The following is a 16,986-nucleotide window of genomic DNA, read 5'->3' as shown; positions in this document are numbered from 1 at the left end:
CCCGAGGATACCCATGGCTTCCCTTCGTTTCCGCCTGCTGCCGCTCGCCGCGGCTTCGTTCCTCGTCGCATCGGCTGCGTTTGCCGCGACGAGTGACCTCCGCCTCAACCAGATCCAGGTCATCGGCACGCACAACAGCTATCACGCCGGCTTTGCACCCAGCGCCACGCGCGTGATGCAGAAGGAAGCGCCGAAGGAGTTCGCGGCGATCGACTATCGCCACCCTTCCCTGACCCGCCAACTCGACGACGGCGTGCGCCAGGTGGAGCTGGACGTGTTCGCGGATGCCAAGGGCGGCCTGTACCTCGACCCGGCGATCGACCACCTCATCGCGATGAACGGCCTCCCGCCCGACCCGCCGACCGCGGCGCCGGGCGTCTGGGAGAAACCCGGCTTCAAGGTCATGCACATCCAGGGCGTGGACCAGCGCAGCACCTGCCAACCATTCACCGCATGCCTGACCGAACTGCGTGCGTGGTCGCGCGCGCACCCCGGACACGCGCCGCTGTTCGTGCTGGTCGAAACCAAGGATGAGCCGCTCAAGGCGAAGATCCCGACCGTCATGCCGGAGCCCTTCACGCCCGCCGTCTTCGATGCCTTGGATGCGGAGATCGCCTCGGTGTTCCCGCGCGACGAGATGATCGTTCCCGACGATGTGCGCGGCGATCACACTAGCCTCGACGAAGCCGTGCGCGCGGGAGGCTGGCCCACCCTGGGCAAGGCACGCGGCAAGGTGGTGTTCCTGCTCGATCAGCGCAAGGTGGAAGTCGTGTACGGTGAGGGTCATCCTTCGCTACGTGGCCGGCTGATCTTCACCAACGCCACGCCGGGCGCCGACGATGCCGCGTTCACCGAGTGCAACGAATGCTCGGCGGACGAGATCGACGCGCTGGTGCGTCGGGGCTATATCGTGCGTGCGCGGACCGACGATCCGGCGCAGGGACAAGGCGTCAAGAACGACACGACACGCCGCGATGTTGTGCTGGCCAGCGGAGCCCAGCTGATCAGCACGGATTACCCGGCTGGCGAGCCGTCGGAGCATGGTTACTCGGTGGGTTTTCCGGGTGGGGTGACGGTGCGGTGCAATCCGGTGGTTACGACGAAGGGGCAGTGTCCGCACGCGGCGCTGGAGGCCCGATAGCTACTATTGGGATAGGTGACTTAATTATAATTCTTCAATACTAAAAATTGATGTTTTCGCGCCTTCTCCATCAGCTCCTAAAAAAAATCAAATGGCAAATTATTTAATCAATCATCATCTTCCAAGCGATCGCGATCAGTAACAACTTGAGAAACATTCGCTGCATACTCGAGCCAATCTTCGTAGCTCGAAAATCTTGCTCTGATTCGTTCTCTTTGATCATCGGCCCAAGGATTCAACAGAACTACATCTACGGACTTGAACGGCGTGACAAAAAACAAGCCATTAGGTCTTCACCGACGGCCTGCGCGAAAGGAAGTACGGCCGAGCCAGATACTTCTGAACAGTACGCTATGGATCGTTCCGGCGTGGGAAGAAACGCCCTGGGGCTTAAGCCCTCTATCACTTTTTCGACGGGGTTAGCCCAGCATTTGCAAGTACTTTTCAAGAATAAGAACTTTCTGCCCTCTCAATTTTCAAGAATGTACATTCTCGGATCTTGCCTGTCCACGACCACCTCCGACATCACCCCACAACTGTTCTCGAAGCCACTCTATAACCTAGCAAATTACATAGTTACCGGTCAGAAGTCCGAGTCCTTCGATTAAGTTATTACATATCTCCTGCCTTTTCGCTTCGGATATAACCGAGCGCAAGTCCGTGCTTACCCAATGCGTCAAATCGCGAGCATACACGTAAATTTTTTTTCCATCCCGATCATACCCAATCGATATGTCCGCAGAACATCCTCCGTCACGATACTCCAAGTAGTCCGGATGCTTTATCTGGATTAGTACCCCGGCATCATTACGTACCCCACCTTCACTCAACTTGTGAAAGTTCATACTAGTTAACTCCAACTGCAAGCTACTCAACAGCCATTCTTTTCACTTAACATAACGGAAAAAACCCCAGAGCGAGTAGTGATTACATACAATTCCATCGCATTGCCGTCCGGGATAACCTAAGCTCCTGACCATTCTCAAACTGGAGAAACATTATATACCCAGACCTAATGCCAGACCTCACTATACGATGATTGCTGGTGGCATACCTTCCTTTGGACGGGGGATGTAGGCCTAATCTCTTGTTCGCGTGCCAGCAGTAAATGGGTTGATCTCATGGTTAACTAAGACCTTTCAATAGAGGAGCTTGATCAACTTATCGAAGATTACGGGAACTTCGCCGACCCTATCCGGCCCAATCATTACATTCATAACTTCTTCCTGAATGCGTAGGTCGACGACATGAATTCCCACCCACCCCTCAGACCAGAAGTCGATTCCCCCTATCCTTGATTTTCCCTCCAAATCAACCCTTTCTATGTCGCCGAAGTCACCACCTTTAAATGAAGAATAAGAAAGTACATATCCCGACAAATGGGGTTTAATATATTGATCAAATTCATCTCTCGTCATGCGTCCTCATTTCACTTTCCAGTTCTAACGCTTTTAAATCCGGCTAGCCTTCGCAAGTTGGTGGCCTGAGAAAGACGCACCCATGTCCTTGCAGATAGCAACTGGCGGTTACAAGCAGGTCGGCCGTCAAGCCGAGATTCTCAAGCAAGTGACGGAACTTACCAACCGTTGCCTCATTGGGAATCGGCTCGCGTCCCAGTTCGATACCGACAAACCGATGTCGACACTTCCGCTTATGCCGGCGATCGCCAGCGACCGGCGCTCACTCACTTCCTGGCTGATCAGATAGCGCGCCAGCTTGCGCCGGTCCGGTGCGCTCACCATTTTCTTCGCAGGGCTTCCTTGACAACCTCATTTTTCAGGAGATTCTCGGCCCGCAGCGTCTTAAGCCGGACGTTCTCCGACTCCAGATCCTTCAGCCGCTTGGCCTCGGGCACGCTCATGCCGCGGAACTTGTTTCGCCGCAGGTAGTACAAGGCTTCAATGAAACCGTGCTTGCGACAGGTCCTTGACTGACATGCCGGCCTCGGCCTGCGCAGGAAGCCAATGATCGGATCTTCGGAAAAACGCTTCTTCACGCTCAATCGCCCTTAGGAAATTGAACTCGAAACCGGCGCGCCACCCAAATTTTGGGGACTTCGCTTCCACCCGCGATACATAGAGTCAAATGTAAAGGAGAAGGACGGCCGATATGTAACTATCAAAAACGAAGTTACTCGTACTTATCTTTTCACCGTTCCTAATGCGACAACAACCATCACCATAACTGCACCATATGCTCCGAATTTAACTACGATAGGCATGACCGCCCATAGGTCAAAGGGAAGGCCAAGCATCCAGGTTTTTATATAAGCTAAAATAGGTATAAAAACAATAAAAGCAAAAAAACTAAATATTCCAAACAGCAGCACCCAAAGCATTTTTTTCATTGATTATGATCTACCTTCTTTTCATCGATCTTCATAAAATAATCCACAACCACGTTCGAGCTTTCGGTTGACACAGGTCCGAACACGTTTCCAAGAACAGTCGGAGTAAGCGATGATGGCAACACTTGAGACGATAGAGATGTAACCTTCTCGCCAAATTGAAAACCTATCCCACCTGTAATAGCGGAATTTACCGTATTAACAAACACATTGTCGTTTTTTCCGTAGACAGCATTGGTAAGTTCTGTTTGTACAAAGCCGCCAGTAGCGTTAACGCCGGCATTCCACCAAAGGCCGCCACCGGGACCCAATGCACCGGTTACTCCGGCAACTCCAACTTCGATAGGATTCACTTTCGACATGTCTCCATCGTTTTTTATAAGTTGAGCGCCAACATTAACCGTGGCGCCGGTAAGAGCCACGCCCGCGCGAGTAGTCAACATTAAGCCAACTAAATTTACAGTCGTGCCCGCCGGGCGAGCAGCATTTGCTGCAGCGAGTGCTGGAACCCCTGCTGACAGGCCGCCACTGGCTCCGGTAAGGGCAAGCTGACCGTAAAACTTATAGAAATCGTTGTCTGACTGCTTAATTACGTCGCTGGCATAATAGTTCATCAGAACATCTTTATTAGCCCAATGTGCGAGAAGGCTTCCTTGCTGGGCTTCGTTGGTCGCTATACCGCGCTGGCCGAGACCATACTCCATGGCGCCATAGTACGCCTTGGATGCGCTGTCGTTGCTGCTGAGGTAGTCATACAGCGCGAATGCATTCTTCGAGCCATCCTCGGGTGCCATAGGTTTAAAGATATCAACTGTCTCCCCCCCTACTTGGTAGAGGTTGTTCTTCTGCAAGAAGCCACGGGCCAACGAGTCATCTGAGAGGCCTTTGCCACCACCGATTTGATCCGTACCAAGGCCAAGGTCAATTCCCGAGTCTTGTAGCCGAATAGCTTCCAAAACAAGTCGATTCTGTGCTTCTTCATTAGATAGTCCGTTTTCCTTGGCAAACTCCGAAACATTCGCCAAAACACCTTTCAGCAAGTCAGGGTGCAATTTCTCGTTGTAGACCTGGCCCGCCAAGGCAGTACTCGCTCCCGCGCCAGAGCCCGTAGCGGCGCCGATGGCAACGCTTGCGAGCTGCAACAGCGCTAGGCCCTCACGGCTCCCCGGCGGAATATTGTGCTGTTCGAGATACGTCTGCATGGCGCCACTTGCCGCCTCACTGGTACCTGCTCCCAAGCCGCCTTGCCACGCGTTGCCGCCGCCCATTGCGGCTGCCGCCGCACCGACCATGCCGTGGAGCAAAATTTTTGCACTGCCACCGTCTTGCCAGAGCGCCATCTGTTCGGAATCGCCCTTAGCTGCAGCCTGTTGGTACATATACTGCGCCATATCTCCAGTGGCCCTCATGCCTACGGCCCCAGCCACCTGCCCCATCTCTTGCTGCTCAGCCACCTTCTTCTGATCGAAGATCGTCTTCAACCCGCCGGCGTCGATGTCCGGGTTCCGATCAAGCCCACTCAGATCCCTGCCCGGCTGCTCACGAACGTCGATCGTTCCTTCGGCGATACCCGCCTTGGTCGTACTGCTCGAATCCTTCGACTGCGGCACGCTCATGCTGCCGCTGAAGCCGCCACCGCCGCCGGATACGCTCGCGCTGAAGGAGTGGTACTCGGCCTTGTTCTGAAGATCGCTGAAGGTCAGCGAACCGGTGCTGAGTGCGTTTTTCGATGCGTCCGCCGAGCTGGCGATCACCGCGCCCTTCAGGTCGGTGTTGCCACCGACGTAGATGTCGTAGCCACCCTTGCCGGCGCCGATGCCGCCGATCTGGTCGACGCTGGTGTAGTTGCTGGTGGTCTTGCCGACGGCGACGCTGACCTGGCTGCCGTAGCCGTATACGAAGGTTCCGCCGACCTGCCAGTACTGGCTGGCATAGTCGTTGGTGGCCTGGTGGCTGGCCATGTTGAGGTCGCCGCCGATCGCTGCGACGACGGTTTCGCCCTTGGCCTGCGCACCCAGGATGTTGGCATCGTTACCCGCGATTAGGCTCAGCTTGTCGGTCGCGCTGACCGATGTGTTGGCATTCGTCGTGCCGTTACCGTGGGCGATGCCCTTCCCGACGGATGCCGTCACGTAGATACCCGTCTGGCTGCCGACACTGAAGCCGACTTCGCCACTGGCGTTCGCGCTGCTGCTCTTCTGCGTGTGCGTTTCGAGCTGGCTCAGCAGGTTGAGGTCGTGGGTCGCGGCCAGGTTGACGTTCTTGCCGTCGACCTGGCTACCGATGACGTTGAGGTCGCCGTTGGTCGCGGCGATGGTGATGTCGCCGCTGCTGCGCAGCGTGCTTCCTGCCGTGGTGTCGTCATGCGTGGTGGCGCGGCTGTTCGCCGTGCTGGCACCTAAACCGATACGCAGGCTGACCCCACTGGCTTTGGCCGCACCCTCCGCGCCGCTGGCCGTGTTGCCGTCGGCGTCCGGAACGTTGCCGCCGGCCGCTTGTCCTTGGGCGCCCGCCGCCGCGGCACCAGCGCCCTTCACCGTATCGACGATGCCGTAACCCGCCTGCATCGCGTACAACGCCTTGAGGCGGTCGTCGTCGGCTTGACCGCCGCGATGCGCCGATTCGTACGCACCCTGCGCCGCGCTGGCCATGCCACCGGTGAGACCGACGTTGATCCCGCCGGAGTGCACCGACTGGGTCTGTTTGGTATCGAGCGTGCCGAGGCCAGCGTCGATCGTGACGTTCTGGCCCACGATGGTCGTGCCGGTCTGGCTCAGGATGGTCGAGCCGGTGATATGCACGTCCTTGCCGGCCGCCATGGTCACCTTGCCATCGGTACTGCCCACCATGCTGCCGGTGGCATCGACCTGGGTGACCTCCAGCGTGTTCTTCGCTTTCTGGTTGCCGATGGTGACGCTCAGGCCGTTCTGGATGAAGCCCGAGGTGGATACGCTCTGCTTGCGACCTTCGGCGTGGGTACTCACGGCCGTGCCGATGTTCAGGTCGTTGCCTGCGGCAAGCGTCACATCGTGCGTGCCGGCGACCTGCGCCGCCTGCGTGGTGAGGTCGTGACCGGCGCTGACCGTCACCGTGTCGCCGCTCAGGAGCGTACCGATCGCTACGTGATCCTCGCTGACGTCGGCGTTCGCCCTGGTCTGGGTCTGGTAGTTGTAATCGGTAGGCATCAGACCACGGGTCATACCCGAGCGCTTGGTCGTCTTGTTGTGGCTTTCGTCGTAGACGTCGTCACCCGTCAGCAGGTTCACGTCATGACCGGCCGACAAGCCGATAGCCTCCTTGGCCGTGACCGAAGCGGCCGTGGCATTGAGGTCGTTACCGGCCACCAGCCTGACGTTATCGCCGTCGAGACTCGTGCCGACCGCCAGGGTCTTCGAGGTTTCATCGTGCGTCGTGGTGGTCTTGCTGCTGAGCAGGCCACTCTTCTTTTTCTTCGTATCGGTAACGACCGTATGCGTCTCGTCGGCCGTCGCCAGCGACAGGTCGTGACCCGCACCCAGCGCGATATCCCCGGCGGTCTTGACGTCCGCCGCCTGTAGCGTGAGGTCGTGCGCGGCGACCATCTGCACGCCGGTGCCTGCGTTCACCGTCACGCCGCGCACGGTTTCGTCCGTGGTCGTCTGGGTGATGCGCTTCTTGCCTTCCTTCCCGCTCGACGTCTGCGAGGTGCTGTCTGTGACGGTAGCCAGCGTCAGGTCGTTGCCGGCCTGGAGGCCGACCGTCTTGCCCGCGGTCAGCTGCGTACCTTGCAGCAGCGCGTCGTTGCCGGCGGCGACGCTCAGGTTGCCGCCGGCGTCGAGGGTCGTCACCTGATGGGTGACGTGGTTGGCATTGCCATTGGCGGCGGCGGTCAGCGACAGGTCGTGACCGGCGAGCAGCGCCATGTCCGCACCGCTCTTCAGCGTCGCGACCTGGGCGTTGAGGTCATGGCCGGCGGACAGGCCAAGCGAGCCGCCCGCATCGATCTGCGTGGCTAACGTTTGCGTGTTCCAACGGTTGCCGGTCTGCACGGCGCCGAGGGTCAGGTCGTGACCGGCCTGGAGCATGGCGTCACCGCCGGCACTCAGTGCCGAGCCGGACAGGGTCATGTCGTTACCCGCGACCAGCGACAGGTTGCCGCCGGCGCTCAGACCGATACCATCGGCACGCGTCGTCGTGATGCTGCTCCAGCGGTACGGCGTTTCGGTAGTGACGGTGGACGACAACGACAGGTTGTTGCCCGCCATCAGGGCCAGGCTGCCGCCAGCCGATACGCCGTTGCCGCTGAGCGACAGATCGTGACCCGCCGTCAGTAGCGCGTTCCCACCCGACGAAACCACCGTATTGCTCAACGACAGGTCGTGGCCGGCACTGACCTGCAAGCCCTGAGTGGCCGTAATGCTGGAACCCGCCAGGCCACGCACACCGAGCCCGGCCAGGTTCTCCGAACGGATGTCACCACCCGCCACGAGCGCCACGCCGGCGCCGTCGATACGGCCGTTGGTGTTGACGATATCCTTGCTCGCCGAGAGCGCGGTCAGGCCATCGCTGGAGATCCGTCCACTGTTGAGCAGGTTTTGCGCGGACAGCACGGCGCTGTTCTGGCCGCGAATCAGGCCATCGTTGGCGAGCGTGCCGCTGGCGTCGATGGATACGTCCTTGCCGGCGATCACCGCACCCTGCGCGGTGAGGCCCAGACTGCCGCCGGCCAGGTAGACGACCGGGACGAGCACCTCGTGACCCTGCACGTTCTGCTGCACGAGCCAGACGATGTCCTGCGTAAGCGAGCTGACCTGGTCGGCCGTCAGCGCCACGCCGACGCTGAGGCTCATCGCCCGGGACACGTTCGAGGCGTTGTTCATCAGCGCCTGGTACTCGGCCAGGCCGCTGGCGTAATTCGACAGGTACGCACGACCCGTGAGCTGGGTCACCTGCTGGGTGACCAGTTGCTGCTCGTAGAAGCCGTCGCCCAGGCGCATCATCGTGCGGGCCGGATCGACACCCAAGTGGTCGAGCAGGTAGTCGCTGCTGATGAACTGGCTGTAGTCGGCGAAGCGTGCGTTCGTCTCGATCAGGTAGTTGCTGCTCGGTGCGTGGCCGAGCAAGGCCGTGAGATAGGCGCTGCCCATCGATCCCACCGAACGCGCCGACGCACCGCTGGCGGCGGCCGAGAGCACGCCCGCATCGACGCCACCTACCGCCACGCGCTGGCCACCACCCGTGCTGCGCACGAGATTGTCGCCGGTCGGACCGTCGACGGTGACCGTGTTGCCACCACTACCGCCGGTCAACGGCGCCGATGAAGTGCCACCATCCACGGTCACGCTCTGGCCGGCACCGGCCGCGCGTACCGAGTAGATACCGCCGGTCGGCAGGGTCACGCCCGCCAGCGGCTGGCCCGCGCCGCCGAGCACCTGCGGTGCATGGCCGGTCGCGGGGTCGACTTGCGCACCGATGGCGATGCCGCCGCCGGCCTGCGCGCCGCCCTTGTTCGCGGTCGACAGACCGATCGCCTGCGCGTTCGGGTCGAGGCGCACGTTCGACACGGAACGGCCGTCGGCCGTGACACCGCCGTTGCTGACGTTCACACCGCCGATCGATACACCCTGGCTGCCCGACATCACGGCCGGCAATGCGTTGTAATTGTCGTGGATGTAATGCGACGGATCGGTATCCGGGCGGCGCGTGTACGATTCCTTTTCCTGACCGGGGCGGCAGAGACTCTGTTGCCAGCCGCAGCCCATATGGTGGTTGACGGCAACGGCCTGGATCGTGCGCCCCAACGCCAGCGACTGGTTAGCCACATTCTCGTTACCGAACACCATGCCGGTACCGCCACCCGCACCGGCCTGGTTGACCGCAAGGAAACCCGCTGCGGCGATCGTGGACGTGTTGTTGTTCACCGAGCCGTATAGCGAGATGTTGCCACCCGAGACGATCTGCGATTGCGCGCTCGCGGCCACGACGGTGGACTGCGAAATCGTGTGGTACTCGGTCCAGGTCTCGTACTCCTGCACCTTGTTCATGGCATAGGTGTAGTCCGAGCGCGGCAGCGGTTGTGAGGCGTCGTACTCCGCCTGCGTCAACGTATGGCTGTCGGTCTGCAGCACGCGCCGCACGTTGTTGATCTGGTTCGCCGCCAGCAGGATGCTGCCCTGCGCCTGGATCGAGCCGGAATAGTTGTCCACCTGACCGGCGCGTGTGTCGAACTGGCCCTGCCCATTGCGACCCGCGCCGGCGATATTGATGTTGCCCAGGCTGAACACCTGCGCATCGCGGTTGAGCAGGTAGTTCGTGTAGATGTCGACGTTGCGCGTCGCGGCGATCGTACCGCTCTGGTACGCCGCGTTAGCGGTCTGCGTGCCGAAATCGGCACCGTTGATCACGGTACCCGCCTGCACCGTGACGTCGCCACCCATGATCGTGCCGGTGTTGTTCACCCAGCCGGCATGGAGGCCGACCGTGTCGCCCTGGATGCTACCGGCATTGGTGATCGTGCCGCCCGTGTTGAGCTGGGTGTTCGACGAGTTGAGAAGCGCGCCGGCGCTGTTGGTGATGTTCGCCGCGCTGATGGTCAGGCCCTGCACCGCCTGGATGCTGCCGTTGTTGACGAACTGACCATCCACCGCGAGGTTGAAGCCACCGATCGCCTTGATGCTCGAACCCGCCGCCTGGATGTAGTCGCCGACCAGGTGCATGCTCAGCGTGTTGTTGGCGACGATGGTGCCTTGCCCGACGAGGTTGCGGATGTCGAGCACGACGTTACCCACGCCGCCCAGGCCGTCGATGCCGGCCTGCACTGTGCCGCCGCTGTTCTCCAGCGTCAGCAGGCTGAGGTTGAGCTGGCGACCGGCGGTGATCTTGCCGCCTGCGTTGTAGGCGGTCGCACCACCGTTGGTGAAGGTGAAGGTATTGCCGGCGTATGCCGTGCCGTTGCTGTTGTCCAGCTGGCCGGTCGACAGCGTCATGTTGCCCGCCGCCACCAGCGTACCCGCCTGGCTGTTGCCGATCGACGATGCCGTGAGATTGACGTCGCCCTGTCCACCGAGCGTGCCGCCACGGTTGTCGATCGCGCCGCCGGTGCTGACCTGGGTGACCTGCCCGCTCGCATTGGCGATACGGCCGCCGACATTGGCCAGCGAGCCGGCATGGAACGTCGTCGCACCGTTGCTTTCGATCCGGCCCGCGTTGTTGGTGAGGCCGTTCGCCGTGCGCAGGTCGAGGTTGCCGCGGCTCTGCAACAAGCCGTTGCTGTTGTTCACCGTGTCGCCGATCTGTAGCCCCAGCGTACCGCCGGAGACCACGCCGCCGACATTGCTCAGGCTCGCCACATCGAGCTGCGCGGCCCAACCGGCGGCGATCGTGCCGCCGCCGTTATCCAGCATGCCGACGATGCCGAGGTTCACCGCGCCATTGGCGGCTTGCACCGTTCCGCCCGCGTTGTTCAGGCTTCCCGCGCCGACGTGCGTCGTACCCGACGTCGCCTGGAGCAGGCCACCGCCATTGTTTACCGTGCCGGACACCGTTACGTCCAGCGTGCTGCCAGATATCGCACCGTTGGCGGTGTTGCTCAGCGACGCACCAGAAACGGTGGTCCCGCCGTGTGCATTGATGAGGCCGCCGTCGTTGGCGACGCCGCCGCCAGCGACGACCTGTGTCGTGCCGTTGGCCGTGAGGTTGCCCTGCCGGTTGTCGACGTCCTGGGACACGTTGATATCGAGCACACCCGTACCCGCCACCTGCACGTTGCCACCGGTGTTGACCAGTCGGGTGCCGCGCAAGGCGAGGCCTGCCGCGTTGGTGGCGATCGTGCCACCGGTGTTGTCGAGCACGCCGGTCGTCTTGATCGAGGTCGCACCCACGCCGGTCTGCAGTAGCTGTCCCGCACCGTTGTCGAGGCTGCCCGTGGTTAGCGAGAGCTGGCCCGCCTGCATACGCGCCGTGCGTCCATTCGCGCTGCGGTTGGTGAGCTTGCCGTTGGTCTGCGCGGTCAGCACGCCGCCGATGGCGAGATCGCCACCGGTGTGATCGATATCGCCGACGCGAGCGATCAGCGAGGCGTCGCCACCCGCACGCTGCGTGCCGTTGGAAAGGTCCAGCGCACCGGCTTGCACGTCGAGCGCACCACCGGCCAGCAGGCTGCCGTGCGCCGTCAGGCCCGCGTCGGCAAGCGTATGCAGCGTGCCGCTGGTGCCCAGCGAGCCGTCCTGCTTCACGCCGGCACCGAGCACGCCGTCGACGCCGATGGTCTGGGCACGCACGGTCAGGTCGCCCGACGACAGCGTGCGACCGCTGTTGTTCACGGTCGTTCCAACGAGGGTGATGCCATTCGCGCCGAGGGTACCGTTCTGGCTCAGGGTGCCCCCGCTCTTCAGCGCGGCATCCTGCACGACGATATCGCCATCGGACGTCAGGTCGCCCTGCGCCGTCAACGTGAGAGTCGTGGCGGTCAGCTGGCCGCTCTGGTGAAGCGCGGCGGCGCTCGACACATCGAGGCGACCCGCGGACGATACCGTGCCGCCGAGCGTGAGATCGCCCTGTCGCGCGAGCACGGCCATGTCACCCTGCTGCGTACCGAGCGTGCCGGTCGTGGCGACGCTGCCCGCGCGCAGGTCCATGCCCTTCGCCGCGACGAGGCTACCGGCGTTCTGCAACGCACCCGCCACGTCGATGGCGACGGTGTCCGCGCCATACATCTGCGCTGAGGCGCCCTGGTTGAGCGCGGAGGCACCCAGGGTCAGTGCCTTGCCGGCATAGAGCGTGCCCTGATTGTCCAGCACGCCACGCGCGGCGATGACCAGGGTGCCATCGGAGGAAAGGTTGCCCGTAGATGCCGTGGAGATACGGGTGCCGGTCAGCGTCATCGTCGATCCGGACGCCAGCTTGCCCGCATTGACGAGATCGCCATTGGCGTCGACACGGAGCATGCCGGCTGCCTGCGTGGTTCCCGCCAGCGCGACGTTGCCATGGCTGGTCAGCTGCAGGTCCTGGGCGCTGGCTATGACACCGTTGCTGTCGACGCTGCCGGCCACGATGGTCAGCGCGCCATTACCCTGCAGCGTGCCGGACGCCGTCTGCGTGAAGGCGCCGCCGACATCGAGCGTCGCGGTGCCCTGCGCGCCGATCGCGCCGCTGTTGTCGAAGCCGCCACCGGCATGCACGCCAAGCCCATTGCCGGCGTAGACCGTGCCGCTGTTGTGCAACGCCGTCGCGGTACCCAGGGTCATGTCCGCATGACTGGACGTATCGCCCGCCAGCGTCAGGTCACCCGCGGATGAAAGGTCCACCGTCATCGCACTGAGCGAGCCGGTCTGGCTCAGCGCACCGGCCGAGGTGCCGCGCAGGTTGCCCGCGGCGACCGTCGTGCCGGTGAGCGTGACGTCGCCCTGCGTCGTCGCCAGGTCGACATCGCCCTGCGTGGTTCCGAGCTGGCCGGTGCTACGCAGGCTACCGGACTGGATAGCCACGCCATTCCCGCCGACGATGCTACCCGCGCTGTCGAGCGCGCCGCTCAGGCCCATGGTCAGCCCGGCCTGGGCGGTGGTCTGCGCCTGAATGCCTTGGATGAAACGGGTCGCGTCGAGGGTGAAGAGCTGGCCCGCGTAAAGCACACCGTCGTTGACGACATCCTGCGCGATGGTCAGCGCGAGATTGCGCTGCGCGCTGATCGCGCCGTTGGCGAGGTTGGTCGCTTGGGTGTTGCCGAGGATGACGTCGCGCGCGGCGACCATCGTCGACGCATTACGCAGCGTGCCACCGGAGAGATGAATGTCTCGCGTCGCCTGTACGCGTCCCGCCAGATCGACCGATGCCGCATTCAGGGCCGCGTCGTTGCCCGCGTCGAGCGTTCCCTGCGAGGTGATCGATGCCGTGTCGAACTTGATGTCGCCACCGGCATGCACCACACCGGCGGTGCCTACCGTGATGCCCTGGGCCGCCGATAAGGTGGCCTGGGTGCCCGCCGAGAGCGTGCCGTCGACGGCGAGGGTCGTTCCCGCGTTCAGCGTCGCATCGGCGTCGCTGTATGTGCTGCCCCAGAGGTCGATCCCGCTCGTCGCACCCAGCACAAGCGTCTTCGCGCTCAACGAGCCGATCTGCGTCAGGTCGCCGGCCGAGGTGGCTTGCAGGCCACCGGCGGATACGGTCTTGCCGCTGAGGATGAGATCACCCTGCGTCGCGCTCAGCGCGACGTCGCCCACGAGGGTGCCGAGTTGCCCGGAGCTCGCGAGGCTGCCCGCGGTGATGGACAGGCCCTGTCCGGCGACGAGGCGTCCCGCGTTGGTGAAGGCGCCCGACAACACGAGGTCGATGGCATGCGCCGCACTGATCTGTCCGTTGTTCGTGAGATCGCCGCTGCCGGTCATGGCGAGCGTCCGCGTCGCGGATATCGCACCGTCGTTGGTAACCGTAGCTGCCTCGATGGATACGTCGCGCCCTGCGACGACTTGGGCACCGTTCGTCAGTGTCGATGTCGCGTTCAACGCCACGTCGCGTCCTGCTTGCAGCGTGCCGCCCAGCGTTGTCGTCCCGGCCTGAAGACGGAGATCCTGACCCGCATCGAGTACGCCGCGGGTCGTCAGCGCGTCGGCCGACGCATTCAGGTCGGCGCCACTGTGGATGGTGCCCGAGGCATCCAGCGTGGTGCCGGCATGCATTGAGAGGTCGCCATCGGCGTAGACTGTACCGGTCGACGCCATCGACTGCGCCGCGTCGAATGCCGCTGCGCCCACCGCATGGATCGATCCCGCCAAGGCCATCGAGCGCGCCGCGCCCATGTCGAGCGAGGCACCGCTGAGGGTGCCGTCGACGATGAGGTCCTGGGCCGAACGTGTGACCAGCGCGCCCGCGCCGGAGGTGTTTCCGGTCAGGCGCACGTCGCCCTGTGTGGACGTGAGACGCACGCTGCCTAGCGTCGACCCCAATGAGCCGCTGGAATCGAGACTTGCGGCGGTAACGCTCAGCGATGTGCCCGCGACGAGGTTGCCTGCGTTGTGGAGATCACCGCGCAGGTTCACGACCGCGGTATCCGCCCCGGTCGCCGCGCCGGATGCGCCGAGCGACCATGCGTTCGCATTTACGCTCAAGCCATGGCCGGCGTAGATCTTGCCGTTGTTCGCGACGTCACCCGTGACGGTCAGTGCCGTGTCGCGGGTAGCGGACAAGGCGCCCGTGTTCGTCACGGAGGCCGCGTCGACGCCGAGGTCCCGGCCGGCAACCACCTGAGCGTCGTTGTCCAGCGTACCGCCGGTCGCCAGTGAGAGATCACGGCCCGCCTGCACCGTACCTGCCGTGCGGATCGTATCCGCCGAAAGGCGTACATCCCTGCCCGCGTCGAGCTGCTTGCTGCTGTCGATCGTGCGCGCCTGCACGCCGAGGTCGGCGCCTGCGTGCAGCGTGCCGGCATTGACCACGCTTCCGTCGGCACGGAGGGCCAGCGAACCGTCGCCGTAAAGCGAGCCGCTGTTGGCCAGGTCCTTCGACGTATGCACGGCCACGTCGCCACGGACGTAGAGCGAGCCGTTATTCGACAGTGTGGCCGCGTCGATGTCCAGCGAGCCGGCGGTGAGCTGTCCTGTCTGCTGCAGGCTACCGGCCGTGCGTGCGCGCAATGCACCACCAACCACGGTACTGCCGGCGAGGGTCATGTCCGTCGCACTGGTCAGCGACGCATCGCCCTGCCGTGTGCCCAGTTCGCCGGTGCTGAGCAGCCCATGCGTATCCACGGCCAGACCGAGGCCACCGACCAGGCTGCCGCCGTTGACGGTATCCCCGGAGACACGCGCCTGGACGCTGCCGTCGGCGTAGATCTGGGCCGTCGCGGTCTGGCTGAGCGCCGCCGCTGCCAGCGACATGTCGCCGCCAGAATACAAGGTACCTTGGTTAGCCAGCGTACCGGCCGTGGTCACCGCAAGAGCGCCGGTGGCCGAGAGCACACCTGGACCTTCGTTGCCGAAGGATGCCGCCTGCATGTCCAGGCGCCCCCCGGCGACGACGTTTGCCCGGTTGGCGATTACGCCAGCGCCCTGCATGGAAAAATCGGTGCCGGCCTGGACGGCACCGTCGAGCGTGGTGTCGCCCCGGCTCGTCATCGCAAGCGCGCCACCGGCATCCATGACACCCAGGCTGCTCACGGCGCCCGCATCCACCGACAAGGCGTTACCGGCATGCAGCGTGCTCGTGGCCGTCGTCTCGACCGCGCCACCCACCGATGCGCGACCGCTCCCCGTCGCATAGACGATGCCGTCGTTGCGCAGGCCGGTGCCCGTCGAGATATCGAATGACTGCGCGGTGTAGACCACCCCGCTATTGCGCAGTGCACCCGACGTGGTGAGCGTTAGGTTGCCACCCGCATTGACCCGGGCGGACTGGTCGATGTCGCCATAGGCGCGCATGCTCAGGGCATTCGCCGCGATGACGCTACCGCGCAAGGTCAGTGCGCCCTGCGTGGTCAGCGACACATCGCCCGTCTGCGTACCGAACGTGCCGTCGAGCGTGACCGGACCGGCCGCGTCGAGCCCCAGCCGGTTCGTCGCGACCGTGGTGCCGCCCAGGCGCACCTCGCCCGCGCTGCTGAGCGTGAGGTCACCGGCCTGGGCCGCGATGACCCCGCTGCTGACCACGCCGACGCCGGCCTCGGTACCCACCAGGCGGATCTTCTCCGCGTACATGCCGCCCAGCGCCGCGACGTCGATCGCCACACCAGTGCGCGCCCCCGTCACCTCACCGGCACGGATGCTCGCATCCGCGTAACCCACGTCGTTGCTACCGGCGACGACGCCGAGGTCCTTCGCCCAGATTTTCCCGTTGACCTGTACCGCGCGGGCGATGAGGTCGGTCCGATCGATAGTCGCGGTGTCCAGCCCACCACCGTCGATGGCGATACTGCCGCCGGTGACGTGGAATGCGTCCAGACTGCCGCTGCCACCGAACACCGGCGTGCCGGTAGTCAGGGTAAAACGCGGGCTGTTGATGATGCCGCAGCCGTCGCAGGTGATGCCATACGGGTTGGCGATCACCACTGGCGCGGCCTTGCCGCCCACCTCGACGTAACCGCGCAGGCTGCTCGGCAGGCTGGAGGTCACCTCGTTGAGGATCAGCGAGGCTTCGCCGTTCTTCAGGTTGTCGTTGCCGGCGATGTAGCCACCGAGCTGCGTACGTGAGATCGCCCCGCTGTTGTTGAGGATTACGCCACGCTGATCGACATCGAAGCGCTGGTACTTGTTATGCGAGACGCCCGCACCGTTGGGCGCGACAATGTCGACGACCGGAACCCCGTTGGCCGCCGAGTCCATCTTCGGCCGATGGGCGCCTGCCGCGGCATCCGGGACCACCTGGGCCCAGGAGACCACCGGGATGCCCACCGCGGCCAGCGCCACGGCGAGCGGCACGCTGCGTAGCAGCGCCTGACCGGCGATTCGCGCGCCCTGCGGGCGGCCCGTCGTTTCCTTGCTCGTCTTCATGACATGTTCCCTGGATCGCCGCTCGGCGGCGTCGTCTGGCA

Annotated in this window: 4 protein-coding genes and 2 pseudogenes; 1 reads left to right on the top strand and 5 read right to left on the bottom strand. The window is 63.3% G+C overall.

The window, feature by feature from the left end; translation table 11 throughout:
* Positions 1–13 precede the first annotated feature (13 nt).
* Entirely contained in the window at positions 14–1,141 is a 1,128-nt protein-coding gene (locus QRN34_RS03285) for a phosphatidylinositol-specific phospholipase C1-like protein (RefSeq protein ID WP_285401944.1), read from the top strand.
* A 1,139-nt stretch (positions 1,142–2,280) separates the two neighbouring features.
* Here the strand turns inward: QRN34_RS03285 and QRN34_RS03280 are convergent.
* From QRN34_RS03280 to QRN34_RS03260, 5 genes and pseudogenes are all read right to left on the bottom strand, one after another.
* Positions 2,281–2,559 (bottom strand): hypothetical protein, encoded by a 279-nt coding sequence (locus QRN34_RS03280; protein ID WP_285401943.1) that lies wholly within the window; start codon positions 2,557–2,559, stop codon positions 2,281–2,283.
* Between the two features lie 115 nt (positions 2,560–2,674).
* Positions 2,675–2,776 (bottom strand): annotated as a pseudogene (locus tag QRN34_RS03275) (IS5/IS1182 family transposase); the annotation flags it as partial.
* A 72-nt stretch (positions 2,777–2,848) separates the two neighbouring features.
* Positions 2,849–3,137: pseudogene (locus QRN34_RS03270) on the bottom strand (transposase); the annotation flags it as partial.
* A 144-nt stretch (positions 3,138–3,281) separates the two neighbouring features.
* On the bottom strand, positions 3,282–3,488 hold the full coding sequence (locus tag QRN34_RS03265) for a hypothetical protein (RefSeq protein WP_285401942.1): 207 nt from the start codon (positions 3,486–3,488) through the stop codon (positions 3,282–3,284).
* Positions 3,485–16,945, bottom strand: a complete 13,461-nt coding sequence (locus QRN34_RS03260) for a hemagglutinin repeat-containing protein (protein ID WP_285401941.1) — start codon at positions 16,943–16,945, stop codon at positions 3,485–3,487. Before QRN34_RS03260 ends, QRN34_RS03265 begins: the two co-directional genes overlap by 4 nt.
* Between the last annotated feature and the right edge of the window lie 41 nt (positions 16,946–16,986).

It is taken from the genome of Luteibacter sp. ME-Dv--P-043b, assembly GCF_030209605.1.
Classification (GTDB): Bacteria; Pseudomonadota; Gammaproteobacteria; order Xanthomonadales; family Rhodanobacteraceae; genus Luteibacter.
The sequence above is the reverse complement of the archived record's forward strand: the minus strand, read 5'-3'. Positions and strand labels throughout refer to the sequence as shown.